This window comes from Thermodesulfobacteriota bacterium (assembly GCA_040754335.1).
In the GTDB taxonomy this organism is placed as follows: Bacteria; Desulfobacterota_D; UBA1144; order Nemesobacterales; family UBA2774; genus 2-12-FULL-53-21.
In genome coordinates this window covers 206,897-229,747 of sequence record JBFMCV010000004.1, presented here as the reverse complement: position 1 = coordinate 229,747, position 22,851 = coordinate 206,897, and the positions used below count along the sequence as shown (strand labels likewise).

The following is a 22,851-nucleotide window of genomic DNA, read 5'->3' as shown; positions in this document are numbered from 1 at the left end:
AGGAAACTGCCATGAAGAAATTCGTATATTTATTCGGTAACGGTAAAGCGGAAGGAAAAGGCAACATGAAGGACCTGCTCGGCGGAAAGGGCGCGGGACTCGCGGAAATGACGAGGATAGGCGTACCCGTCCCGCCCGGTTTTACCATAAGCACGGAAGCCTGCACCGAATTCTATAATCATAAACGACATATCCCGGAAAACATATTGAAGGAAATCGAGCTCAACCTTTCGAAGCTCGAAAAGCTCATAGGGAAAAAGCTGGGAGACCCCGAAAACCCGCTCCTCGTTTCGGTGCGCTCAGGCGCCAAATTCTCCATGCCCGGCATGATGGATACTATCCTCAACCTCGGACTCAACGACAGGATCGCCGAGCGCCTTTCGAAAAAAACCGATAACCCGATATTCGTATGGGACGCCTACAGGAGGCTCATCGAGATGTTTTCCGACGTGGTGTTCGGCATCGACAAGGAAGAGTTCGAGCACCTTTTCGCGGATATAAAAAAGAAGGAAGGCGTGAAGAGCGATTCCGGCCTCACGCCCGGTATCCTTAAACAAGTCATTGATAAATCAAAACAGCTCGTCAAAAAGAAAGCAAACGAGGAGTTTCCCCAGGGCCCGCTCGACCAGCTCCACATGGCTATACGCGCGGTCTTCCTTTCATGGAATAACGAGAGGGCGATCTTCTACAGGAAGCAGTACGGCATACCAGACGATCTGGGCACCGCCGCCAACGTGCAGGCCATGGTCTTCGGAAACATGAGCGACGATTCGGGCACGGGCGTGGGCTTCACGAGAGACCCGGCGAGCGGCGAGAGGAACCTCTACGCCGAGTGCCTTATGAACGCGCAGGGCGAAGACCTCGTGGCAGGGATAAGGACACCCAAGCATATCGAGGAGCTCGAGCGCGAGCTGCCTTCCGTCTATAAACAGCTTGTGAAGATCGCAGATGCGCTCGAAAAGCATTTCAAGGATATGCAGGACTTCGAATTCACCATCGAGAGAGGGAAGCTCTATTTCCTTCAGACGCGGAACGGCAAGAGGACGGGGATCGCGGCTTTAAAAATCGCCTACGACATGGTCAGGGAAAAGCTGATAACGAGGGAAGAGGCCATCTCCAGGATCGAGCCCGAGCACCTGGAGCAGTTCCTGTTCCCGATATTCAATCCCGAAGAGAAGGAGAAGCATAAAATCATAGCCACCGGGCTCGCGGCGTCGCCCGGAGCGGTGTCGGGAGCCGTGGCGCTCGACGCTGATACGGCAGTGAGGTTCAGCAGCGAGGGCAAGAACACCATTCTCGTGAGGAAGGAAACGAGCGCCGACGATATAAAGGGTATGGCCGCCTCCAAGGGGGTATTGACCGCGCGCGGAGGGAGGACGAGCCACGCGGCCGTCGTGGGCAGGCAGATGGGCAAGGTATGCATAGTAGGCGCAGAGGACATAAACATCGATGAAAAAAACAGGCGCTTCGTGACGGGCGACGTTATCGTCAAGGAAGGCGATTTCATTTCGCTCGATGGATTCGAAGGAAAAGTTTATTCCGGACACGTGCCTGTTATACCGTCAGACATAATACAGGTCGTCGAAGAGAAGATAAAACCGGAAGAATCGGAAAACTACAAGATTTTCAATTCAATACTGAAATGGGCCGACGAGATCAGAACGATCGGGGTAAGGACGAACGCGGACACGCCGCAGGACGCGAGAATAGCGTACAAGTTCGGCGCGGAGGGCATAGGGCTCTGCAGGACCGAACACATGTTCTTCGCAAAAGACAGGATACCGATAATGCAGGACATGATCCTCTCGCAGACCCCTGAAGAGAGGGCCAAATACCTGTCGAAGCTCCTGCCGATGCAGAGGAACGACTTCAAGGAGCTGTTCCGCAACATGAAGGGGCACCCCGTCACTATCAGGCTCATCGACCCGCCTCTCCACGAGTTCCTGCCCAAGCTCCAGGAGCTGATGATGGACATAAAGGAGCTCGAGATGAAAAAGCCGTCCTCGAAGGGACTCGACAGAAAAAAATTGCTCCTCGAGAGGGTCCAGGAGCTCCACGAGTTCAACCCGATGCTCGGTCTCAGGGGATGCAGACTCGGCATACTGATACCGGAGATCACAAAGATGCAGGTGACGGCGATAATGGAGGCGGCGTCCGAAGTGGCGGACGAAGGGGTAAAGGCCGTCCCCGAAATAATGGTCCCGCTCGTGGCGATGGTCACCGAAATGAAAGCGCAGAAAGACGTAATACAGCAAGTGGCCGACGAAGTCCTCAGCAAATCAAGAAAGAAAATAAAATACAAAATCGGAACAATGATAGAAGTCCCGAGAGCTGCCGTCACCGCCGACCAGATAGCGACCGAGGCCGAGTTCTTCTCATTCGGGACGAACGACCTTACACAGATGATGTTCGGGCTTTCGAGAGACGACTCGGGAAAAATTATTAAGACGTATATGAACGAAAAAGTGGCTCTCAACGGAAAGGATATAAGCATCCTCGAAAAAGACCCGTTCCTGACGCTCGACCTGGGGGTCGTCGAGCTTATGAAGCTCGCGATAGCGAAAGGGAGGAAGGTGAGACCCGACCTCAAGGTCGGCATATGCGGTGAGCACGGCGGGGACCCGCAGTCTATCGAGTACTCAAACGCGATCGGCGTCGATTACGTAAGCTGCTCGCCGTTCAGAGTGCCGATAGCGAGACTCGCCGCCGCGAAAGGCGCACTCAACGAGAAATAGAAAACTCAACCCATAATAAAACCCCCTGAGCCGGCTGTAATCTCCGGCTCAGGGGGTTTTTCTATTCTAATTCGGTAATCTCATCTCGGGCTGCCGCGTCACAAATCAATACGACCGCGTCTAGCTCGCATACGCCGTGGACCTCACTTCCCTTATTACGGTTATCTTGATCTGCCCCGGGTATGCGACCTCTTTCTCTATCTTCTTGGCTATCTCGTGGGAAAGCAGCGCCCCTTCCTCGTCGTTCACCTTCGAGCTCTCAACTATAACGCGCACCTCGCGCCCTGCCTGTATCGCATAACACTTCTCGACTCCCCTGAAGGAGCCCGCGATGGTCTCGATGTCCGTTATCCTCTTCACGTAGGCCTCGTAGGTCTCTCTCCTCGCGCCCGGCCTCGCCGCGGATATGGCATCAGCCGATTGCACAAGTATAGCGAGTAGCGACTGCGGCTGAGGGTCGTGAGCGAGCGCTACGGCCTCTATAACTTCCTTGGGCTCGCCGTACTTCCTCACGAGGTCCTCGCCTATGTCCACGTGCGACCCCTCTATCTCGTGGTCGACGGCCTTGCCGATATCGTGGAGAAGCCCGCCCCGCTTGGCGAGCTTTACGTCGTACCCGATCTCGGCGGCCAGTATGCCGCAGATGAACGCAACCTCGATCGAATGGTTGAGTATGTTCTGGGAATAGCTGGTCCTGTATTTGAGCCTGCCGACGAGCTTTACGAGCTCCGGGTGTATAGACGGGATGCCGAGGTCGAATAACGCTTCCTCACCCGCCTTCAGTATCTCGCGCTCTATCTGCTTTTCGACGTCCGACACTATCTCCTCTATCCTCGCCGGGTGGATCCTGCCGTCGTCGATCAGTCTCTCGAGAGATATCCTCGCGACTTCCCTTCTTATTGGATTGAGCGACGAGATGACCACCGTTTCAGGCGTATCGTCGATAATAATATCCACACCAGTCCTGGCCTCGATCGACCTGATATTCCTTCCTTCACGGCCGATGATCCTGCCCTTCATATCGTCGTTGGGGAGGTTGACGACGGATATCGTCTTTTCGCTCGTATATTCGCCCGCATACTTCTGGATAGCGAGCGCAATTATATCCTTCGCTTTCCTCTCCGCATCTTCATGCAGCTGGTCCTCGAGCTGCTTGAGCTTTTTAGCCGCCTCATGCCTCGCCTCGTCCTCGATTATATTTATGAGCTCCGCTCTGGCCGCTTCCTGCGTCATGCCCGCGATGTCCTCTATCTTCTTCTTGGCTTCGTCTATAACAGCATCGAGCTCCTTCTGTTTTTCCCCGAGGGCCTGCTCCCTCAGCACGAGGTCTCTTTCCTTTTTGGCGAGCTCCGATTCCTTCTTTTCCACACCCTCGAATTTTTTATCGAGCACCTCTTCGCGCTTCTGGAGCCTTTTTTCCGTTTTGAAGGCCTCTCTCTGCTTTTCCCTCGATTCGTTCTCGATCTCTGAGCTCCTTCTTTCGACCATCTCCTTCGCCTTCTGCTCCGCCTGTGACCTTATCTTATCGGCTTCTCTCCTGGCGTTCTCGATAATGACCTCTGCTTCGTCCTTCTTTAGACTTATTTTTTTATTCAATTTCATTTGTCTATAGAGGTGGTTAGCTAAGTACCCCAAAGCGAAGGCAACAACCGAAGCCGCTACGGCAACCATCAGTTCAGTCATGTTGTTTTCCTCCTTCTTTTTCTTTTTTTCTGCAAAAGATTATTCCCGATTCGGTCACGACCAGGCCCGCTCGAAGGTCGGTCTCCCCTGAGGGGAGCGAATCCGACATCTGGAGCGAGTACGCAAGCGCGACCCTTCGGTTCAAGGGGACATCGACCAGCAGGCGGTCGTAATACCCCTTCCCGTACCCGAGCCTCGCGCCGGAGTCGTCGAATGCGATTCCGGGTACGAGGACGAGGTCCAGATCCTCGGGTGCTATGCTGGGTGAGGACGAATCGGGTTCCGGGATACCGAATTTCCCGGGTTTAAACTCGTTCAGGCTTAATATTCTATGAAAAATCAGGCCGTGCCCGCTTACCCTCGGGAAGTAGGCCTCTTTCCCGGAGCCGAGACTCAGGGAGAAGATTCCCCTCGTATCGGCCTCGTTCCTGACCGGATAGTAAAAACCGACCCTCCTCGCGCGGCTGTAGAGCCCCAAGCGCGCAAGGTTATCCGTGATCCGGCTGCTTTTCTCGGCTACTTCGATATTGGAAAGGCGGGTCCTTCTCTTTAAGAAATACGAGCGGGCGTATTCTTTCTGTTGATCAAGATTTAAACCCCCTGCCTCCAAGAGGGAAAGAAACGAATCAGGTATATAAACATCATCTGTATTTATACGAGTCTTCCAATTCTTCTCTTCCGAGATCCTCTCTAAGAATTCCTTCGTTAAATCCAAAGGTTTCTCTTTCGTTAAGGGAGCTTTCCAGTATTTGAACCAATCTCTTTGATCTCTCTTCAGCACCGTCTTTAAATTCCTCAAAATCTTTTAATAGTTTGAAGTAATCATCGGTGATCTTCAGCATCGCAAGCAGAAGCGCGTTAGGCACTGCAATGCTGTTTTCATGAGCGGAAATCTCTTTCACTTTTTGCTCCAAGTATGCAGCGATCTTCTGGACATAATCTTCATCCGCGTCCGTCTTGATAAAATAATCCATATCGAGGAACCTGATCTTCAGACGTTTCATCCTATGCCTCAGACCTGCTCAAGTAGATCTCGACCTTCTCGATTACCCTGTCTAACTTCTGTTTAATCTCGTCCCTTTCTTTCTCAAGTTTTTTTACACTTTCCCTGAGATTTACAACTTCCTCCATAAGATTTTTGTGCTCCACTTCGAGCTTGGTTTTCCTCGACAGAGCCTCTTTAATTTTGCCTTCTAGAATATCCATTGTTTCCATTATTTTACCTAGATAAGTTTAATATTATCTTGAAATTTTTGCAAGATGTGTGATGATAATAGTAGGAAATGGCAGAATTAGGAATGTTAAAACGGCTTGAAGAAGTCGAGAAAAAATACATCGAAATCGAGAAAACTTTAAGTAAACCCGACATAAGTCCGCCTGAAATTCATAAGTATTCCAAGGAATTATCAGACCTCGATGAAATAGTGGAGGTTTACCGCAAGTATAAAATCGTGCTCGAAAGAATAGAGGAAAACGAGTCTCTCCTTAAAGACAAAGACCTGGGTGAGCTTGCGAGGGAAGAGCTCGATGAGCTCTATAAAGAGCTGCCCGTCCTCGAGGGTGAGCTCCGTCTCCTGCTGCTCCCCAAGGACCCGAACGACGCAAAAAACGTCTTCCTCGAGATAAGGGCGGGGACAGGGGGAGACGAGGCCGCGCTCTTCGCAGCCGACTTGTTCAGGATGTACACGAGGTACGCGGAAGCCAACAGGTGGAAGGTAGAGATCATCAGCCTGAGCGAGACCGGCATAGGGGGCCTGAAAGAGGTCATCGCCGCCATAGAGGGCAAGAACGTCTACAGCAGGCTCAAGTACGAGAGCGGAGTTCACAGGGTGCAGAGGGTTCCGACTACGGAGACGAGCGGGAGGATCCATACCTCGACCGCCACGGTCGCGGTGCTCGCCGAGCCCGACGAGGTCGAAGTCGATATAGACGAGAAGGACTTGAAGATCGATACCTACAGGGCGTCCGGTCCCGGCGGACAGCACGTGAACAAGACCGACTCCGCCATAAGGATCACACACCTGCCCACGGGGATAGTAGTGCAGTGCCAGGACGAAAGGTCGCAGCACAAGAACCGCGCGCACGCCATGAGGATGCTCCGGGCGAAGCTTTACGAGATTGAAGAGCAAAAGAGACGGAGCGAGCTCGCCAGCACGAGAAAGAGCCTCGTCGGCAGCGGAGACAGGAGCGAGAAGATAAGGACATACAATTTCAGGGACGGCAGGATCACCGACCACAGGATCGGTCTCACGCTCTATAAAATAGAGGCTATACTCAACGGCGACATGGACGAGCTGATCGACGCCCTCACCACCCATTACCAGACCGAGATTCTTAAAGAGGCGGCGTTTTCTTAATATCCCTACGTCATTATTAGATAGCGGCGCAATTTTTCGTTATTGCCTGTTGTAACCGGAAAAGCCTCACGGGTCGGAGCAGACTCTCTATTTAACGGCTTTATTTGTATTTAAACACCATCGTAAATAGAATATAGACATGGATTTATACTGGCTTACCGCCCTTCTCTACTTCATCGCGGCCGTGTTCTACATGAGCCATATATGGACCGATAGCCCGAGGGGTTCGAGAGCAGGGTTCTACACGGTCGTCCTCGGCACGATAGTCCAGGCAGTAAGCATCGTGCTGCTTTACCTGAAGGGGGAGGCGATAGCGGGCGGGCTCGATACGACTCTATATCTCTTTTCGCTCGCTATCACAATCGTATTCATAGGATCGCAGCTAATTTTCAACGCCCCGCTCCTAGGCGCGTTCGTTTCCCCGCTCGCTTTCATAATGACGCTCCCTCACGTAATTCTCCCGCAGGGAATCATCGAGCACGAATCGTCTCTCAGCAATCCCTGGATACTGATCCACATAGTGCTGATCCTGCTGGGAGAGGCTCTATTCACGGTGGCGTTCATCTCGGGGGTCATGTACCTGTTTCAGGAACAGAGGATCAAAGCGAAACACGTGGGAAGCCTCCTCCAGAAGTTCCCGTCTCTCACCACCCTCGACAAGATCAACCACGTCTGCCTCATCATCGGCTTCCCGTTTATCACTGTCGGACTCGCGCTCGGGCTCCTGCTCGCGAAAGAGATATGGGGGGAAGCGTGGGTCTGGGGACAGAAGGAAACCTGGTCACTCGTTACCTGGCTTCTCTACGCAGTACTCATACACGGGAGGCTCGCTTCCGGATGGAAGGGACGGAAGGCCGCATTCGGCGCGGTCCTGGGGTTCGGGATAATCCTCTTCACACTATTCGTGATCGGATACCTGGCTCCCGGCAGTCATGATTTCCTCGGATGACTAACCCGACTCTATAGATAATCACTTTACATTTATTATGTCTATCAGCTCGCCGTCGCTCACCGATAATATCCTGTAACGCGGCGAGACCCGGTAGCTCCCGCCCTTGTCTGTTTTCACGTCATAATAGGGATTGTTTTTGAGCGAATCGAGACCGCCCGGGGTTACCGCTCCGCCGTTTGCGGGTGTGAGGTCGAGAGAGAGCAAGAGCTTGAGCGCCCTGTAAACCTGGTACCCGAAAATATCCGGCTTCTCTTTATATCTGTCTTCCGTCAATTTCGAGAACTCGTCCCAATCACCGTCTCCATAGTAAAAGACATCGGTGAATACCGCCCTGTAAACGAACCCGTCTATCTCATCCCCAATGAGATCCAAGAAGAGAGGGCTGTTCCATGTGCTCGGACCCAGAAAGAGCACGTCCCTCAACTTCCCTTCCCTTTTCAGTCTCAAGATGAGCTCGGCCGAATTAGCCGCGCCGTCCGGTATGAACACAGCCTCGGGCGCGAGAGACCTTATCCAGCCAATCTCGCCCGAAATATCCCTCGAGCCCGGATCGTAGGACCCTTCGTACACGAGCTTACCGCCGCTTTCGGCTACGTCCGAGACGAAGAGCTCTTTCATCCTCGACCCGAGATCGGTCCGGGGATAGAGCACGGCGAACCGTCTGACTCCGAGACTGCGCGCAGCGTAGCCGGACAACACTCTCGACTGCTCTTCGAGCGGATAGTAATACTTTATTATATACGGCCCGCCCGAGGCCTCGTTCTCCGAAACGGGAAACACCAGGGCCGGGATCCTTTCCCGATTGACTCCGGCGCTCACGGCCTGAATATATTTACTGGGGACGGGGCCTACTATGAATGAAAGACCCGGGGTATTTAACAGCTCCTCGAGGGAAGCTGCGAGCCGCCCGTCGCTATCCCCTATATCCCTTACTATTACCCTGTACCGGGCGCCCGCGTGTGCGTTATCCGCAGCTGCCAGTACACCCTTTAACGCTTTCTCGCCGAGGAGCCTGTACCTCCCCGTCAGCGGGAGGAGACAGCCGAATGTAATCACCTTTTCGGAGATTGTGTCCTCCAAATCTTCGGGAATATCCGGCTGGGCCTGTGCGCCCGGGGGAAAGGCCGTCAGGATCATAAGCGCTATGAGGATGAATACTCTCGGCAAGCTTTATCTCCCTTAAAGGAACTATGGTACCGGATTTACGACATAAGGATAGAAACCGGGCTGTGTTGCCTGTTTCTGCCTCACGGCGCTAAATGCCTGGTCCCGCTGTTCTCGCCATTATCGCTAATGCTATGAAACGAAACGTGTGTTGGTCATAACTAGCTTATATTACATATTATTATAATTGTGCAGTTGCTAACATGATCACTTGACAAAAAACCGGGACAAATTATATTAGTAGTAAGTAAAAATCGGGGGTAACAAAATGCCGCAAATCAAGAAAGCAGAGCCTAAGAAAGAAGCAAAAGCCGAAGTCAAAAAAGAAATTTTTTACGATTTGAACGGGCTTGTTAAGGAAAACTACCTTATAGGACTTGACTCGGCTCATTCACTGCTCGAGGAAAACAAGAGACTCATGGATACGCAGATCGAGCAGCTCCGCAAGATACAGCACGATTATACCGAGCAGATCAAATCCATAGTCGATAAGCTGCCGAAAGAGTATTCGAGCCTCGGAATCAGCGAAAAACTAGACCGCATCATTGAATTTCAGAACAATTTCTATACCGTCTTTAAAAAAATATCAGATAATTATTCAAAAGAGCTGCTCGATCTCAACCAGAAATCCGCTGAAAGGGCGTTCTCGGCATTCGATAAATACGTGGGTTCCTTCAACTCCTGACCCGCGCCGAGAGCAGGGCAGTGCTGTAATTTATAGTTGCCAATATGTAGTATAATATATGTATAATCATCGAAGCTCCGGAGTCCGGTTCTCGGGGAGATACCTTTTGAACAAGAAGAACGAGTACGAGGAAATATATTACTTCAGCTATTTCAAGAAGCTCTTCGAATCATGGGAAGAATCGACAAACAAATTGATGGACGTGTGGATGAGCAGCCCACTTATGGAAAGGGCCGTCGAGAAGTCCTCCGAGTTCAAGAACTACATCCACAGCTTTATCGAGCAGACGCTCGAACAGAGGTATCTGCCTGAAAAGAGAGATATGGAGAAGCTCATCGACACGCTGGATTCACTGGGCGAGAAGATAGCGGAGCTCGAAGTCAAGATCACCGACCTCCAGTCGAGCGCAAAGAAACCTGAGCCGAAAACCAGGACCAGAACAGTCAGAAAAAAAGTTAAGGAGAAGAAACAATGAGCAAAGAGGCATTCGACTACACCGAGCACTATAAAAAGTTTTACGAAGCATGGGAAAAAACCATGTCGGAAGCGATGGACATGTGGAAGAAGAACCCTATCTCCAAGATCGAGGCGAACGAAGCCAAAGAGGATTACGACCCGATAGCGCAATATAAAAAATTCTATGAAACATGGGAAAAGTCCTCTTCCGAAGTCCTTGAGAAATGGGTAAACAGCCCTCTCTTCGCCGCAAACATAGGGAAGGCGGTCGAAAAATCGTCCGAGTTCAAGAAATATTTCGATGAAGCGGTTGAAAAGACGCTGAAGAATATGCGATTCCCGACGAAAAGCGATATAGACCGGGTGCTCGCTTCCATAAACAACCTCGAAGCCAAGGTGAACGACCTGCTCGACAAGGTGGACGACTTTAACAAGCCCGCGCGTCCTTCAAAGAAATAATTACTACGTCGTTGCCGGGTCGACAACGACAAATATAGGTCGTGAGGCTTAAGACAAGGAGGCTCTTAACAATCATGGGAAATAAATACATGGACTCCGCCATAGAGGAAGCAGGGAAGGCGAGAGAAAAGTTCAACAAGGCGCTTGAGATAGCGCTCCTGAACCCGCCGGAAGTCGAGGTCGGGGCAACACCTCACGAGGTTATATACACAGAAAACAAGCTCCGCCTGCTTCACTACTATCCCCTTGCCGAAAAGACCTACCCGGTGCCGCTGATCATGATATTCGCTCTGGTAAACCGCCCCTACATACTCGACCTGAAACCGGGCAGGAGTGTGGTGGAAGTGCTTCTGAAGAAGGGAATAGACGTTTACCTGATAGACTGGGGAGCCCCGGGAGACGAAGATAAGAAGCTCGACCTCAACCACTACATCAACAGATACATAAAGCAGGTCGTGAAGCGGGTGAAGAAGCACTCGGGCTCAGACAAGGTCAGCGTGCTCGGCTACTGCATGGGCGGTACCATGTCGGCGATCTATACGGCGTTATACCCTGAAGACATAAAGAACCTCGTATTGATGACGGCAGGGATAGATTACAAGGTAGAAGGGACGCTCAATCTATGGGGCGACAAGCCCAATTTCGACGTGGACAAGTTCGTCGACGCATACGGCAACGTCCCCGCCGAATTCCTGCAGTCGGGGTTTTTATTCATGAAGCCGATTCAGAACCTCGTATCCAAGTACGTGAACTTCTACGAGAACGTGGACAACGAGGCGTTCGTCGAGAATTTCCTCGCCATGGAAAAGTGGCTTAACGACAACATACCCGTGCCGGGAGAGGTATTCAGGGAATTCGTCAAATACCTCTATCAGGAAAACCAGCTCGTCGAGAATAAGCTCAAGGTGAACGGGAAACGGGTGGATCTCAAAGATATAAAGTGTCCGGTGTTAAACCTTATCGCCGAGAACGACCACCTGGTGCCGCCCGCTTCGAGCCTGGGTTTCAACGATATGACGTCCAGCAAGGACGCGAAGACGATAGTTTATCCGACGGGACACATAGGGCTTTCGGTAAGCAGCAAGTCTCTCAAAGCGCTGTGGCCCGAAGTGGCGGACTGGCTGATAGAGAGATCCAAGTAAGAAATACCAGGGAAAAAACAAGGTCCGTATTTGTGAGGCCGTCTCCTGAGAGAGACCTCGCAAATACGGATTTTTATGTTCCGATCAGATGTAATGCCCGCCGTTGATCCTGAGCGTTACTCCCGTTATCCAGCTCGCGGCGGATGAGCAGAGGTAAACGACTGCGAGCGCGATTTCCTCAGGGGTGCCGAACCTGCCGAGCGCGATCTCCTTCTTGATCTGCTCCCTTATGTCTTCGGGCACTGTCCCGAGCATGTCCGTTTCCACGAACCCGGGGGCTATCGCGTTAACGCGTATGTTGCTCTTTGAGAGCTCCCTCGCCATGGTTTTCGTAAAGCCGATTATGCCAGCCTTCGTCGCGGCGTAGTTGCACTGGCCGAGGTTCCCCATCTCGCCGATGATGGAAGATATGGAAATTATGACGCCGCCCCTCTCGGACAAGGGGTCTATGACGGCTTTCGTGCAGTTAAACACGCTGCCGAGGTTTGTCTGTATTACTTCGTTCCACTGCTCGTAAGTCATTCTTTTAAGAGTCCTGTCCCTGTTAATACCCGCGTTATTGACCAGTATGTCGACCTTGCCGAAGTGGTTCATGGCCGCTTTGCCGAGCCCCTGCGCCTGCTGGAAGTTTCCGACGTTCGCTCTCACCGTCACGCACTTCCTCCCGAACTTCTCTACCTCCTTCTTCACCTTGTCCGCTTCCTTGTCGCTCCTCGAATAATTGAGGAGGATATCCGCTCCGGCCTCCGCGAGCGCAAGACAGATCGCCCTTCCGATTCCTCTCGAACCGCCCGTTACTATTGCAACTTTGCCAGACAAGTCGTGCATTTGTTCAAGCATGCGACACCTCCTAGAGCCCGCGTCTCAGTCGTTTGAAATTAAGGATTATAGATTTTATTCCTAATAAGGTTTTTGTCAACCTGACGGTTGCGGCAATGAGGAGCATGTCGAAGGGCGGTTCATCCCTTTAACACGGAAGGGGTCAGGCAGACCCCGGAAGGAAGAATTTTTATCGCAATTTCAAGCCCGGTATCGAATACTTTCCGCTAACGGAGCCCTTACTGGCCCGTGAACGAAGGCTCTCTCTTCTCCAAAAACGCCTTCATTCCCTCTATCCTGTCCTGGGAATCGAAGCATAGAGAAACGAGCGTCTTTTCGAGAAGGAGCGCCTTCTGCAAGTCCATCTCCGAGCCCGCGTTTATGGCGGTCTTGGACAGTCTCACCGCTATGGGCCCTCTTTTCGCTATCGCCCCCGCTAACTTTTTCGCTTCGTTCATTATCTCACCGTGAGGCACGACCCTCTCGACGAGCCCTATCCTGAGCGCTTCTTCGGCCGTTATCATCTCTCCGGTGAACACGAGCTCCTTCGTCTTCCCGAGTCCGAGTATCCTCGTTATGCGCTGGGTGCCGCCCCAGCCGGGGAATATGCCCAGCTTCACTTCGGGGAACCCGAGCCTCGCCTTCTCAGACGCTATCCTTATGTCGCAGGCAAGCGCAAGCTCGCAGCCGCCGCCGAGCGCGTATCCGTTTATCGCGGCGATAGAGGGGCAGGGTTCGTTCTCTATAAGCTCGTATACCCTGTGGGCGTAATCAACGTAGTCCTGGAAGTCTCGTTCCTTCATCTCGTTCATCTGCGCGATGTCCGCGCCAGCGACGAACGCCTTGTCGCCTGCTCCTGTAAATATCAGCGCCTTTAATTCTTCCTTGGGCAGGACGTCCTCGAGGAACTCCCTCAGCTCTCCGAGCGTGTCCCAGTTAAGCGCGTTCAACACATTCGGCCTGTTTATCGTGAGAACGCCTATGTTGTTAGGCTCCCGTTCGTAGCTTATAAACTGATATCCCATAAGACTCCTCCTCTGCTATTTTATTTGAGCACCCCTACTGAAATGTATATTAATTCAGGGTAAAAAGTACTTGTCAATCCCGCATTCTTACTGCGAAAGCAGCCGGTTCCCTGCGCCAGGTTCAGGCTCCGTAACGGACATTTAATCGCCTGATTCAGGAGCGCGACCGAAAGCAATATCGGTCTCGCGTCCCTACAAAAACACACCCTCCGAGGGATGGCACTTTCGGAGATTATTGTGTAATGTTTTCCTGCTTTGCCGTTTCTAAAACACAAAGGTCAAAAGGAGAACACCATGTTGAGTTATTCGGCAGTATTCACGATTTGCATGCTTCTCACGCTCGTCGTCGTAAATCTCACAGTCATAAATACGAACGCAGACGAAAAGAAGAGCAGCTCTCAGGTAGAGAAAACAGCATCGGGCCTCGAATATATCATTATAGAAGAAGGGAGCGGGCCGAAACCAAAGACTGGTCAGACGGTCAAAGTCCACTATACGGGAAAGCTCAAGGACGGGTCAGTCTTCGACAGCTCGATCGAGCGCGGAGAACCTATAGAGTTCGTCCTCGGTGTCGGACAGGTCATTCCAGGCTGGGACGAAGGTATCGCCGACATGAAGGTCGGAGGGAAACGCCAGCTCATAATCCCCCCGAATCTCGCATACGGCGAGAGGGGTTATCCTCCGGTGATCCCGCCCAACTCTACGCTCATCTTCGATGTGGAGCTCGTCGGCATCCAGTAAATACGCCACTCAGCCTGTGACAGACGTTTTTTTTGAGGGGATATTAGGACATGCCCGTATATCTACACATAAACGGGTACACTAAGAGCACATGAATTACCTTGCGCACATCTACCTTGCCGAAGACTCGGAAGAGTCCATTCTCGGGAACATCATGGGGGACTTCGTGAAGGGATCGATAGGGGACGGCTATCATCCGGAGATCGAAAAAGGCATAAGGACGCACAGGAAAGTGGACGTTTTCACCGACTCTCACGAAATTTTTAAAGCGAGCAAGAAGCTGATCAGTCCAGGCAGGAGGAGGTTCGCAGGCGTCATCATAGACATAGCCTTCGACCACCTGCTTTCAAGGAACTGGCCGGCCTATTCCGACGCCGACCTCGGGGCATTTATCCGCAAGGCCTACTCGGTATTGGACAAAAGGAAAGCGGTGCTTCCCGAAAAATTCCGCCTCTTCCTCCCCAGGATGATGGAAGAAGACTGGCTCGGCTCTTACGGCACACTCGAGGGGACGGGCGTTGCCCTAGACAGGATATCCGAAAGACTCAGGAGACGTTTCCGCAGGGAAAACACGCTCAGCGGCGCAATCGACGAGGTCGAATCAAATTATGCGGAGCTGGAAGACAACTTCAACGCATTCTTTCCGGAGCTAATCTCGTTTGTCGAAGAGCTGAGAATTGGTGAGCGGGCCGAGCCCAGGCTCTCTTCATTCGGGAGCCGCTGAAGCCCACAGAACATCCTTGCTGATAACGGCCATTCTCCTATGCGTGCGCTCTCGGTTACAATTCGGAGCAGGTCCTGATACTGCTGAAATTTTTGTGTCCCTCTTTTATATTAAGGCATTATACTTTCTCGTAAGTTCAACATTTTTATTATTAGGCATGGACAGACCCTCACGACCCGGCAACAGGCTCGAAGGCATCCTCAAGGAAACGCTCCTTGAAATATCGCAGGGGAAATTTGACCCTTTTCACCGGGTTGTCGCTGATGTGCTCGATGAAATCGCGGTACCCGCGGATAGAGTCTATGATGCTCCCCCGAAGACTAGGAACAAATCCGGTTAGTTGTCCCGGCGATTGAAAGCGCGCGCATCATACTATAATATGATTAACGTATTAAATCCCCTAAGATTGCAGATTGGACGATTTGAACAGAAAAAAGTTTGAAGACCTGGTGGAAAGGGCTTATCAAAAGATACCGGAACAGTTCAGGAACAAGATCGATAACGTGGTTATCAAGGTCGAGGATCACCCCACCGCAGACGACAAGGAAAAACTTGAAATAAGGGGCGAAGGGCTCCTGCTCGGACTATACAGGGGGACCCCTCTGCATCTCCGCAGCGTGTGGGAGGGCATAAGGCTGCCGGACGAAATAGTGCTCTATCAGAAAGACATCGAGAAGGTATGCAGGAACGACCGTGAGATCGAGGAAAGAATCGACGAAGTGCTCAAGCACGAGCTCGGGCATTACTTCGGACTCTCGGACGACGAGATTTACGAGCTGATGGGAAGGGACTGACCCGTCCGGGATACGGGCGAAGCAAAGAGCGAAAAGGGATGAGAAGGAAAGAAGAGAACGATAAAAACCGCTCCGCGATACTTCTGGTGCACTGCCCGGATAGGAAGGGTCTCGTCGCCGCCATTACGGAATTCATATTCAAGAACGAAGGCAATATCATATACCTCGACCAGCACGTGGACACCCAGGAGAAGGTCTTCTTCATGCGGGTCGAATGGGACCTCAAGAATTTCACGATCCCGGCAGGGAAGATCGGAGAGTATTTCCAGACGCTCATCGCCGAGAAATTCGGCATGAAATGGAGCCTCTATTTCTCCGATTATACACCGCGCATGGCCATATTCGTCTCGAAGCTCCCCCATTGCCTCCATGACATCCTCTCCCGCTGGCAGTCCGAGCAGTGGAACGTCGATATACCTCTCATAATAAGCAACCACGGCGAGCTCGAACCCGTAGCCGCGACGCACGGTATAGATTTTCATGTCACCCCCGGCGTGAAGGAAAACAAAAAGGCGTCCGAGAAAAAACAGCTCGACTTGCTCAAGGAGTACGATATCGATTTCATCGTGCTTGCCAGATATATGCAGATACTGAGCGAAGACTTCGTATCCCGTTACCCGGACAGGATAATCAACATACACCACTCGTTCCTTCCGGCCTTCCCCGGGGCAAGGCCCTACCACTCGGCTCACGAGAGGGGCGTGAAGATCATCGGCGCGACGAGCCATTACGTCACAGCCGACCTCGATTCGGGACCCATAATCGAGCAGAACGTCGTCCGCATAACCCACAAGGACAGCGTCGAGGATCTGATAAGAAAAGGGAGGGACCTCGAGAAGGTAGTGCTCTCCCAGGCCATCTGGTACCACCTCAAACGGAAGATACTTGTTTACGGGAACCGCACGCTGATTTTCGATTGACCGCCTACGGACGATTGTTACCAGCCGTGAAAAACGTATACTTATCAAAAAGCCGAAGGTAGACCGAAGATGAAATCGAAGTTAAGCCTGATCGCCGCTTCAGGAATTATCGTACTAATGTTGTCTTATTCCGCGCACGCCGAAACCGAAATACAGGACGACGAAAGCCGGCAGACGCCGGGATCGCACTCAAGCGCCGATGAATCGAATATTTACGACCTCGCCGGATCGCAGAGCGGGTTCGACAAGATAGAGGTCATAAGCAGGGGGACGCTCATTGACCTTATCGAGCATCTGGTGCCCGGAAAGTATACGGCATTCTATTTTTATGCCGACTGGTGCAGGCCCTGCAGGGTATTGAAACCGAAGCTCGAAGATTTCGTCGAAAGCGGCGAGAAGCTCGCTTTGAGAGAGATAGACATAATAAACTGGGAGAACCCCCTCGTAATGTATTACAAGCTTCCGTCTATCCCCTACTTTATTATCTACGGCCCCGACGGGGAATTCCTCGAGCGCGGGCCCGGTATTTCCAACGAAGTAATGAGAGAAGTTTCAGCCCCTGATTAAGAACGCTCTCCGCTCTCCACCACGGAAGCCATAAGCGGTATTCGATTCGGGAAATCACTTGTACTCGGTAATTTCGAGGAGCACTCCGTCCGGGTCGTGAAAGTAGCAGAGCATCTTGTGACCCGCGTCGTGAGTGACAACGGTCTCGGGGACGACGACGGGCTCGCCTATGAGCTTCACCCCAGCGTTCTTCAGCTTTTCAGAAGCCGCATATATATCATCCACCCTAAACGCGATGTGCCTTATCCCGACCGTGTTCGCGAGGGAATTAGCGGGGATTGCTTCGCCCTGCGGTGTCTTATAGCATAGGAGCTCTATCCTCGGCTCGCCCGCGGGGGCGACGATGAACGCGACGTCCGCGACGACGCCATTCAACCCCACGATCGACTCTATCCACTCGCCTTCTAGGTGCGCCCTCTTCGATTCATTGAATCCGAGGAGCTCCGTATAAAATTTCACGGATCTTTCGAGGTCCGAAACTACGATGTTGATGTGGTCTATAGCGAGGGGCATATATTGTTTAGTTATTCAAGATTGCGGCTCGTCAAGCGAGAGAATAATACAAGAAAAACGAGATTCTGAATCGAGTTCAGAATAACAAATAATTTGCTAATGTCCCTCGAACTTCACCTTCTTGTCTTTTAGGGCCTTGATAGCATTCTGCAGTCCTGAAAGGGTGAGGGGGAACATGCGGTCGTTCATGAACTTCCTCACCATCCCGATAGACTCGGTATATTTCCACTGCTTGACGGGCACGGGATTGAGCCAGACGATGTCGGGATACTGGGACTTCAAACGCTCTAACCACACGAACCCAGGCTCGTCGTTATTGTGCTCGACGCTCCCGTTCTGATATAAGAGCTCGTATGGAGACATGGAGGCGTCGCCCACGACAATAACCTTGTAATCGCTGTTGTACGTGTGGAGCACCTGGAAAGTGGGGACAGTTTCCTGCCACCTGCGCCGGTTGTTTTTCCAGACGAACTCATAGAGACAGTTGTGGAAATAGAAATGCTCCAGATGCTTGAATTCATATTTGGCGGCCGAGAACAGCCGCGAACAGAGCTCTATGTGGTCGTCCATCGACCCCCCGATATCGAGGAAGAGGAGCACCTTCACGTTGTTCTTTTTCGCTGGGACCATCTCGAGCTCCAGCAGTCCGGCGTTCCTCGAAGTCCTGTCTATCGTCTTCTCGAGGTCGAGCTCCTCCTTCACCCCTTCGCGCGTGAGTATGCGGAGTCTTCTGAGCGCCATCTTCATGTTCCTCGTCTGAAGCTCGATGCCGTCGTCGAGGTCTTTGAACTCCCGCTTGTCCCAGACCTTTACAGCCCTCCTGTTCCTCCCCTCTTCCTGCCCTATCCTTATGCCTTCGGGATTGAACCCGTAAGCCCCGAAAGGAGAAGTGCCTCCAGTCCCTATCCATGTGTTTCCGCCCTGGTGCCTGCTTTTCTGCTCCCGCATCAGCTCCTTAAGGCGCTCGAGAAGCTTGTCGAGGCCGCCCATGGACTTTATCAGCGCCTTCTCCTCGTCCGTAAGGGCGTTGACGAAGCTCTTACGGAGCCAGTCCCCGGGGATCTTCATGAGGTCGTCTACGTTTATCTTCTCGACCCCTTCGAAGAAATATTTGAACAGCAGGTCGAACCTGTCGAGATGGTGCTCGTGCTTGACGAGAGAGGTGCGCGAGAGGTAGTAGAAATCGTCGACGCTGTACTCGGCTATGCCCTCGTCGAGGGCTTCGAGAAACGTGAGGTATTCCTTTATCGTTACCGGGATGCCGTCTTTTTTAAGCAATAGAAAAAAATCCAGAAACATATTCTCACCTTTACTAAGACCGCCGCGAGTATCTCAATCTTTCCCGTCGCCCATTTCTCATCGCCTGAACCTGAGCCTTATCCGGGTGAGCAGCTCCTGGTCCTGCTCGTTCTTGAGGAGCGCTCCCGCGAAGGGTGGGAGCTTCTCCGCGAGGTCGACTGAGCCGAGCTCGGCCTCCGTTATCTTTCCCACGATGATGAGCTTGAGCCAGTCTATGAGCTCGCTCGTTGAGGGCTTCTTCTTGAGGCCGTCTATTTCCCGTAGGTCGTAGAATATGCCCATAGCGTTATCGATGAGCTTGTCCTCGAGCTTGGGGTGATGCACCTTCACTATCGCCTTGAGCGTTTCCCTGTCGGGGAAGCTGATGTAATGGAAGAAGCATCTCCTCAGAAACGCGTCCGGGAGCTCCTTTTCGTTATTCGAGGTTATTATCACGATAGGCCGCTCCTTTGCCCTGATTGTCTTGTGGAGCTCGTAGCAGTAGAATTCCATCCTGTCGAGCTCAAGAAGCAGGTCGTTCGGAAACTCGATATCGGCCTTGTCTATCTCGTCGATCAGCAGCACGACCTGCTCGTCTGAATCGAACGCTTCCCAGAGCTTCCCCTTTTTTATGTAATGCGAGATGTCGTTGACGCGCTCGTCGCCGAGCTGGGAATCGCGGAGCCTGGACACGGCGTCGTATTCGTAAAGCCCTTGCTGCGCGGTCGTGGTTGATTTCACGTGCCAGGTGATAAGCTCTTTGCCCAAGGCTTCGGCCACCTCGAAGGCGAGCATGGTCTTGCCCGTTCCGGGCTCGCCCTTAATTAGTAACGGCCGCTGAAGTGTGATGGAAGCGTTTACCGCGAGATTCAAGTCCCTCGTGGATATATAATTTTCAGTGCCTTCAAATTTCATTCGTTAAACCCCGTATACATTGAGAATTTGGTCCGCTACCGCTCGTTAAACAAAGCGGACACGGACATTACCAGTCGTAAAAATTATACTTTCACGGCAGGCATAATCAAATTATGAATAATTCCCGACCACAAAGCGCCGTATATCAGATCTTCGCCGACGGGTTTTCATCGTCCGCGTGGAACGGCGGGACGCTCACGACGCAAAGCCTGTTGTGGTCGGATGCTCGGACGACTTTATGATGCACGCCTTTCGAGACAACTACCAACTCGTTCGCGGACAATACTTCGTTCCAGGTCTTATCCGCATCCGGGTCGTAGAACTCGAGCTCGAGCTCGCCGTCGAGAACGAAGTAGATCTCGTCGAAGGTTTTGTGATAATGCGCCGTGGTGGGCTTGATATCGACTGCAACCGCTATGCCGAGCTTGTCGTAATCCCTCCCGCTAATTATTTCCCTTATCTCGCCGCAGTAGGGGGAATGCACGATAAGGTGGTCCGCAAGTTTCTTCGTGAGCATAGTATTCCTCTCCTGATTCTAAGGGGTCAAACTCTTTCTAATGCATATACGGACAACTCCCCGGAGTATGCAGGGAGAATATCACCTCATGGCCTTATAAGTAATTCCAGAGATTTTATTCACAAGCAAGATAGAATAGCTTCATATCGGTTAAGTGACTAATGTAACCTCGCCGGTCACGAGATCGTAGTTCCCGCCTACGACCTTGACCTTATCTTCCTTGACCATAGGCGCGATAACCGGATCGCTGTCGCTTATCCTGCTTACGCCAAGCTTGATATTATCGAGTATTGCATTGTGGAGCAAGTCGCCAGGCTCACTTTTCGCCCTTTCGACAGAGGGCTTGATAGCCTGAACTATGGTCCCTATCGAGCCCGGATAGGCAGTCCCGGTTTTAATTGCCTTGATAGCCGAATCCACGGCCCCGCACCTGCTGTGCCCCAGCACCATGATGAGGTTCACGCCGAGAGCTTTGACACCGTACTCTATGCTCCCTAGGATGCCGTAGTTTTGGGGAGTGACGATATTCCCAGCGACCCTGACGACGAAGAGGTCCCCTATCCACTGGTCGAATATAATCTCGGGGGAAACCCTCGAATCGGCGCACGCCAGGATTATCGCGAACGGGTTCTGACCTTCTGCGACCTCCATGCGGCGGTCAGGCGTCCTGAGCACGCAGCTGTCTTTCATTGATTTAATGAAACGCTCGTTCCCGTCCATAAGCTCCTTGAGCGCTTCGTAGCTAGTCATGGGTGAAGTGACTTCGGCCGCCCTGGCCTCATGCGGAGCGAAGAAATTCCTTCCCGATTTAATGAACTCTATTCCCAATACCCCCGCCCCGGTAAGCTGTATAAACTTCCGCCTCGAAAAATTATCATAGCCGGACATGGCATTCCTCCTCATCCGAAAGATTCACGATATCCTAATTATACAACCCTCTCGATTCCGTTTAACATTTTTTATGTAGTATAATTTCGAGGCCGGTGTTTCCCCGGACATATCTATGAAGAAAGCAAAAAGCCTCACCCGGTTCGTATGCCAGAATTGCGGGAACAGCTCCCCGAGGTGGCTCGGCAAATGCCCCGAATGCGGGAGCTGGAACTCGTACGTCGAGGAAAAGCTGGAAAGGCAGAAAAAGACCGCGAAAAGGGCCGATGTATCGGAGCCCGTCGCTATAACGGAGATAAGCAGCGGGGGCGAGGAGAGAATACCTACGGGGAACAAGGAACTCGACAGGGTCCTGGGCGGCGGGTTCGTCCCCGGCTCTGTCATATTAGTCGGGGGAGACCCCGGTATAGGCAAGTCGACGCTCGCGCTACAGATGCTGAACGACATCGGGAGGGAGAGGGATAAACGGGGTTCATCTCAATCGAGTTATCTATACGTGACCGGAGAGGAATCACCCATGCAGGTGAAGATGAGGGCTGCGAGGACGGGAGTATCGTCCGAAAGCGTATACGTCCTGACGGAGACCTCCGTCGAGACGATTCTAGACGAGATCGAAAAGCTCTCCCCGGAAATAGCAGTGATCGATTCAATACAGACCATGTTTACCGAGGATTTCGGGTCGGCGCCGGGGAGCGTCGGGCAGATAAGGGAATGCACGGCCAAGCTCATGCAACATGCGAAGACGAGAGGGACGGCGATATTCCTCATCGGGCACGTGACAAAGGAGGGGACCATAGCGGGGCCCAAGGTGCTCGAGCACCTCGTCGACACGGTGCTCTACTTCGAAGGGGGGAAGGATCATCCCTACAGGATACTGAGAGCGGTCAAGAACAGGTTCGGCTCTACGAACGAGATAGGGGTATTCGAGATGCTCGACAGCGGGCTCCGGGAGGTAAAGAATCCGTCCGAGATATTCCTCTCGGAGCGCCCCGTGAACGCGTCGGGCTCGGTCGTGACACCGAGCATAGAAGGGACGAGGCCTATACTGGTCGAGATACAGGCCCTCGTCTCGCCCTGCGGGTTCGGGGTGCCGAGGCGGACGACGATAGGGCTCGACAACAACAGGGTCTCGCTCCTGCTCGCTGTATTGGAGAAGAGAGCCGGGCTCCAGATACTTGGACAGGACGTGTTCATGAACGTCGCTGGAGGGGTGAAGATAGAGGAGCCCGCGATAGACCTCGCGATCTCAATCGCGCTCGTATCGAGCTTCCTCAACAGGCCTGTCGCGCATGACACTATCGTGTTCGGAGAGGTAGGGCTCGCGGGAGAGATAAGGGGGGTCTCGCAGGCGGACCTGAGACTCAACGAAGCTGTGAAGCTAGGCTTTACCCGATGCGTCCTCCCCAAGATAAACCTTGACAGATTGAAGTCCGGGGATAATTCTATTGCCCTTATCGGCGTGGATTCAGTCGAAAGGGCCATAGAGGCATTCTTCTGATCCCGGGCCGAATATCCTG

25 protein-coding genes are annotated in these 22,851 nt (G+C 52.3%); 13 read left to right on the top strand and 12 right to left on the bottom strand.

The window, feature by feature from the left end; all coding sequences use genetic code 11:
* Nucleotides 1–11: 11 nt before the first annotated feature.
* Entirely contained in the window at nt 12–2,735 is a 2,724-nt protein-coding gene (ppdK, locus tag AB1598_09990) for a pyruvate, phosphate dikinase (GenBank protein ID MEW6145337.1), read from the top strand.
* A 120-nt stretch (nt 2,736–2,855) separates the two neighbouring features.
* On the opposite strand, the gene rny is transcribed toward ppdK, so the two are convergent.
* The 4 genes from rny to AB1598_09970 are packed head-to-tail and all read right to left on the bottom strand — an operon-like array spanning nt 2,856 to nt 5,624.
* Nucleotides 2,856–4,418: a ribonuclease Y gene (rny, locus tag AB1598_09985; GenBank protein ID MEW6145336.1), complete on the bottom strand. Its 1,563-nt coding sequence runs from the start codon at nt 4,416–4,418 to the stop codon at nt 2,856–2,858.
* Entirely contained in the window at nt 4,411–5,028 is a 618-nt protein-coding gene (locus AB1598_09980) for a 5-formyltetrahydrofolate cyclo-ligase (protein MEW6145335.1), read from the bottom strand. Before AB1598_09980 ends, rny begins: the two co-directional genes overlap by 8 nt.
* Nucleotides 5,029–5,059: 31 nt before the next feature.
* Nucleotides 5,060–5,422, bottom strand: a complete 363-nt coding sequence (locus AB1598_09975) for a cell division protein ZapA (protein ID MEW6145334.1) — start codon at nt 5,420–5,422, stop codon at nt 5,060–5,062.
* Between the two features lies 1 nt (nt 5,423).
* Nucleotides 5,424–5,624 (bottom strand): hypothetical protein, encoded by a 201-nt coding sequence (locus AB1598_09970; protein ID MEW6145333.1) that lies wholly within the window; start codon nt 5,622–5,624, stop codon nt 5,424–5,426.
* Between the two features lie 92 nt (nt 5,625–5,716).
* Here AB1598_09970 and prfA point away from each other — a divergent pair, with 92 nt between their 5' ends.
* On the top strand, nt 5,717–6,775 hold the full coding sequence (gene prfA, locus AB1598_09965) for a peptide chain release factor 1 (protein MEW6145332.1): 1,059 nt from the start codon (nt 5,717–5,719) through the stop codon (nt 6,773–6,775).
* 139 nt (nt 6,776–6,914) lie between these two features.
* The gene (ccsA, locus tag AB1598_09960; GenBank protein MEW6145331.1) at nt 6,915–7,724 is read left to right on the top strand and encodes a cytochrome c biogenesis protein CcsA; all 810 of its coding nucleotides are present in this window, start codon (nt 6,915–6,917) and stop codon (nt 7,722–7,724) included.
* A gap of 21 nt (nt 7,725–7,745) precedes the next feature.
* On the opposite strand, the gene AB1598_09955 is transcribed toward ccsA, so the two are convergent.
* The gene (locus tag AB1598_09955) at nt 7,746–8,894 is read right to left on the bottom strand and encodes a penicillin-binding protein activator (GenBank protein ID MEW6145330.1); all 1,149 of its coding nucleotides are present in this window, start codon (nt 8,892–8,894) and stop codon (nt 7,746–7,748) included.
* Between the two features lie 265 nt (nt 8,895–9,159).
* On the opposite strand from AB1598_09955, the gene AB1598_09950 reads away from it, so the two are divergent.
* From AB1598_09950 to phaC, 4 genes are all read left to right on the top strand, one after another.
* The gene (locus tag AB1598_09950; protein ID MEW6145329.1) at nt 9,160–9,576 is read left to right on the top strand and encodes a hypothetical protein; all 417 of its coding nucleotides are present in this window, start codon (nt 9,160–9,162) and stop codon (nt 9,574–9,576) included.
* A 106-nt stretch (nt 9,577–9,682) separates the two neighbouring features.
* Nucleotides 9,683–10,051, top strand: a complete 369-nt coding sequence (locus tag AB1598_09945; protein ID MEW6145328.1) for a hypothetical protein — start codon at nt 9,683–9,685, stop codon at nt 10,049–10,051.
* Entirely contained in the window at nt 10,048–10,491 is a 444-nt protein-coding gene (locus tag AB1598_09940) for a poly(R)-hydroxyalkanoic acid synthase subunit PhaE (GenBank protein MEW6145327.1), read from the top strand. Before AB1598_09945 ends, AB1598_09940 begins: the two co-directional genes overlap by 4 nt.
* Before the next feature lie 74 nt (nt 10,492–10,565).
* Nucleotides 10,566–11,633: a class III poly(R)-hydroxyalkanoic acid synthase subunit PhaC gene (gene phaC, locus AB1598_09935; GenBank protein MEW6145326.1), complete on the top strand. Its 1,068-nt coding sequence runs from the start codon at nt 10,566–10,568 to the stop codon at nt 11,631–11,633.
* Nucleotides 11,634–11,717: 84 nt separating this feature from the next.
* On the opposite strand, the gene AB1598_09930 is transcribed toward phaC, so the two are convergent.
* Both AB1598_09930 and AB1598_09925 read right to left on the bottom strand, forming a co-directional pair.
* On the bottom strand, nt 11,718–12,473 hold the full coding sequence (locus AB1598_09930; protein MEW6145325.1) for a 3-oxoacyl-ACP reductase family protein: 756 nt from the start codon (nt 12,471–12,473) through the stop codon (nt 11,718–11,720).
* Between the two features lie 218 nt (nt 12,474–12,691).
* Complete coding sequence (locus AB1598_09925; GenBank protein ID MEW6145324.1) at nt 12,692–13,477, bottom strand: enoyl-CoA hydratase-related protein; 786 nt, start codon at nt 13,475–13,477, stop codon at nt 12,692–12,694.
* 294 nt (nt 13,478–13,771) lie between these two features.
* On the opposite strand from AB1598_09925, the gene AB1598_09920 reads away from it, so the two are divergent.
* The 5 genes from AB1598_09920 to AB1598_09900 all read left to right on the top strand — a co-directional run bounded on the left by AB1598_09920 (nt 13,772) and on the right by AB1598_09900 (nt 17,223).
* Entirely contained in the window at nt 13,772–14,218 is a 447-nt protein-coding gene (locus tag AB1598_09920; GenBank protein ID MEW6145323.1) for an FKBP-type peptidyl-prolyl cis-trans isomerase, read from the top strand.
* Nucleotides 14,219–14,309: 91 nt separating this feature from the next.
* The gene (locus AB1598_09915; protein MEW6145322.1) at nt 14,310–14,942 is read left to right on the top strand and encodes an ACP phosphodiesterase; all 633 of its coding nucleotides are present in this window, start codon (nt 14,310–14,312) and stop codon (nt 14,940–14,942) included.
* A 422-nt stretch (nt 14,943–15,364) separates the two neighbouring features.
* A complete protein-coding gene (locus AB1598_09910; protein MEW6145321.1) occupies nt 15,365–15,736 on the top strand; it encodes a metallopeptidase family protein in 372 nt (123 codons plus the stop codon).
* Nucleotides 15,737–15,774: 38 nt separating this feature from the next.
* Nucleotides 15,775–16,656, top strand: coding sequence for a formyltetrahydrofolate deformylase (gene purU / locus AB1598_09905; GenBank protein MEW6145320.1), 882 nt, complete (start codon nt 15,775–15,777; stop codon nt 16,654–16,656).
* A gap of 69 nt (nt 16,657–16,725) precedes the next feature.
* Entirely contained in the window at nt 16,726–17,223 is a 498-nt protein-coding gene (locus tag AB1598_09900; GenBank protein ID MEW6145319.1) for a thioredoxin family protein, read from the top strand.
* Between the two features lie 54 nt (nt 17,224–17,277).
* Here AB1598_09900 and AB1598_09895 read toward each other — a convergent pair whose 3' ends face one another.
* The 5 genes from AB1598_09895 to AB1598_09875 form a co-directional block, all read right to left on the bottom strand.
* Nucleotides 17,278–17,736, bottom strand: a complete 459-nt coding sequence (locus AB1598_09895) for a VOC family protein (GenBank protein MEW6145318.1) — start codon at nt 17,734–17,736, stop codon at nt 17,278–17,280.
* A gap of 96 nt (nt 17,737–17,832) precedes the next feature.
* Nucleotides 17,833–19,035: a VWA domain-containing protein gene (locus tag AB1598_09890; protein ID MEW6145317.1), complete on the bottom strand. Its 1,203-nt coding sequence runs from the start codon at nt 19,033–19,035 to the stop codon at nt 17,833–17,835.
* A gap of 57 nt (nt 19,036–19,092) precedes the next feature.
* Nucleotides 19,093–19,929: a MoxR family ATPase gene (locus tag AB1598_09885; GenBank protein MEW6145316.1), complete on the bottom strand. Its 837-nt coding sequence runs from the start codon at nt 19,927–19,929 to the stop codon at nt 19,093–19,095.
* A gap of 145 nt (nt 19,930–20,074) precedes the next feature.
* Nucleotides 20,075–20,446 carry a cupin domain-containing protein gene (locus AB1598_09880; protein ID MEW6145315.1) on the bottom strand — a complete coding sequence of 124 codons (372 nt, stop codon included), beginning with the start codon at nt 20,444–20,446 and terminating at the stop codon, nt 20,075–20,077.
* 150 nt (nt 20,447–20,596) lie between these two features.
* On the bottom strand, nt 20,597–21,334 hold the full coding sequence (locus tag AB1598_09875; GenBank protein MEW6145314.1) for a carbonic anhydrase: 738 nt from the start codon (nt 21,332–21,334) through the stop codon (nt 20,597–20,599).
* A 115-nt stretch (nt 21,335–21,449) separates the two neighbouring features.
* Between AB1598_09875 and radA the strand changes: the two genes are divergently transcribed.
* Nucleotides 21,450–22,832 carry a DNA repair protein RadA gene (gene radA, locus AB1598_09870; GenBank protein MEW6145313.1) on the top strand — a complete coding sequence of 461 codons (1,383 nt, stop codon included), beginning with the start codon at nt 21,450–21,452 and terminating at the stop codon, nt 22,830–22,832.
* Nucleotides 22,833–22,851: the final 19 nt, after the last annotated feature.

What these genes read in the sequence shown, in the direction of transcription:
- ppdK (MEW6145337.1), top strand. Translation starts at nt 12, where the DNA reads ATGAAGAAATTCGTATATTTATTCGGTAACGGTAAAGCGGAAGGAAAA.
- rny (MEW6145336.1), bottom strand. Translation starts at nt 4,418, where the DNA reads ATGACTGAACTGATGGTTGCCGTAGCGGCTTCGGTTGTTGCCTTCGCT.
- AB1598_09975 (MEW6145334.1), bottom strand. Translation starts at nt 5,422, where the DNA reads ATGAAACGTCTGAAGATCAGGTTCCTCGATATGGATTATTTTATCAAG.
- AB1598_09970 (MEW6145333.1), bottom strand. Translation starts at nt 5,624, where the DNA reads ATGGATATTCTAGAAGGCAAAATTAAAGAGGCTCTGTCGAGGAAAACC.
- prfA (MEW6145332.1), top strand. Translation starts at nt 5,717, where the DNA reads ATGTTAAAACGGCTTGAAGAAGTCGAGAAAAAATACATCGAAATCGAG.
- ccsA (MEW6145331.1), top strand. Translation starts at nt 6,915, where the DNA reads ATGGATTTATACTGGCTTACCGCCCTTCTCTACTTCATCGCGGCCGTG.
- AB1598_09950 (MEW6145329.1), top strand. Translation starts at nt 9,160, where the DNA reads ATGCCGCAAATCAAGAAAGCAGAGCCTAAGAAAGAAGCAAAAGCCGAA.
- AB1598_09940 (MEW6145327.1), top strand. Translation starts at nt 10,048, where the DNA reads ATGAGCAAAGAGGCATTCGACTACACCGAGCACTATAAAAAGTTTTAC.
- phaC (MEW6145326.1), top strand. Translation starts at nt 10,566, where the DNA reads ATGGGAAATAAATACATGGACTCCGCCATAGAGGAAGCAGGGAAGGCG.
- AB1598_09930 (MEW6145325.1), bottom strand. Translation starts at nt 12,473, where the DNA reads ATGCTTGAACAAATGCACGACTTGTCTGGCAAAGTTGCAATAGTAACG.
- AB1598_09925 (MEW6145324.1), bottom strand. Translation starts at nt 13,477, where the DNA reads ATGGGATATCAGTTTATAAGCTACGAACGGGAGCCTAACAACATAGGC.
- AB1598_09920 (MEW6145323.1), top strand. Translation starts at nt 13,772, where the DNA reads ATGTTGAGTTATTCGGCAGTATTCACGATTTGCATGCTTCTCACGCTC.
- AB1598_09915 (MEW6145322.1), top strand. Translation starts at nt 14,310, where the DNA reads ATGAATTACCTTGCGCACATCTACCTTGCCGAAGACTCGGAAGAGTCC.
- purU (MEW6145320.1), top strand. Translation starts at nt 15,775, where the DNA reads ATGAGAAGGAAAGAAGAGAACGATAAAAACCGCTCCGCGATACTTCTG.
- AB1598_09900 (MEW6145319.1), top strand. Translation starts at nt 16,726, where the DNA reads ATGAAATCGAAGTTAAGCCTGATCGCCGCTTCAGGAATTATCGTACTA.
- AB1598_09895 (MEW6145318.1), bottom strand. Translation starts at nt 17,736, where the DNA reads ATGCCCCTCGCTATAGACCACATCAACATCGTAGTTTCGGACCTCGAA.
- AB1598_09890 (MEW6145317.1), bottom strand. Translation starts at nt 19,035, where the DNA reads ATGTTTCTGGATTTTTTTCTATTGCTTAAAAAAGACGGCATCCCGGTA.
- AB1598_09885 (MEW6145316.1), bottom strand. Translation starts at nt 19,929, where the DNA reads ATGAAATTTGAAGGCACTGAAAATTATATATCCACGAGGGACTTGAAT.
- AB1598_09880 (MEW6145315.1), bottom strand. Translation starts at nt 20,446, where the DNA reads ATGCTCACGAAGAAACTTGCGGACCACCTTATCGTGCATTCCCCCTAC.
- AB1598_09875 (MEW6145314.1), bottom strand. Translation starts at nt 21,334, where the DNA reads ATGTCCGGCTATGATAATTTTTCGAGGCGGAAGTTTATACAGCTTACC.
- radA (MEW6145313.1), top strand. Translation starts at nt 21,450, where the DNA reads ATGAAGAAAGCAAAAAGCCTCACCCGGTTCGTATGCCAGAATTGCGGG.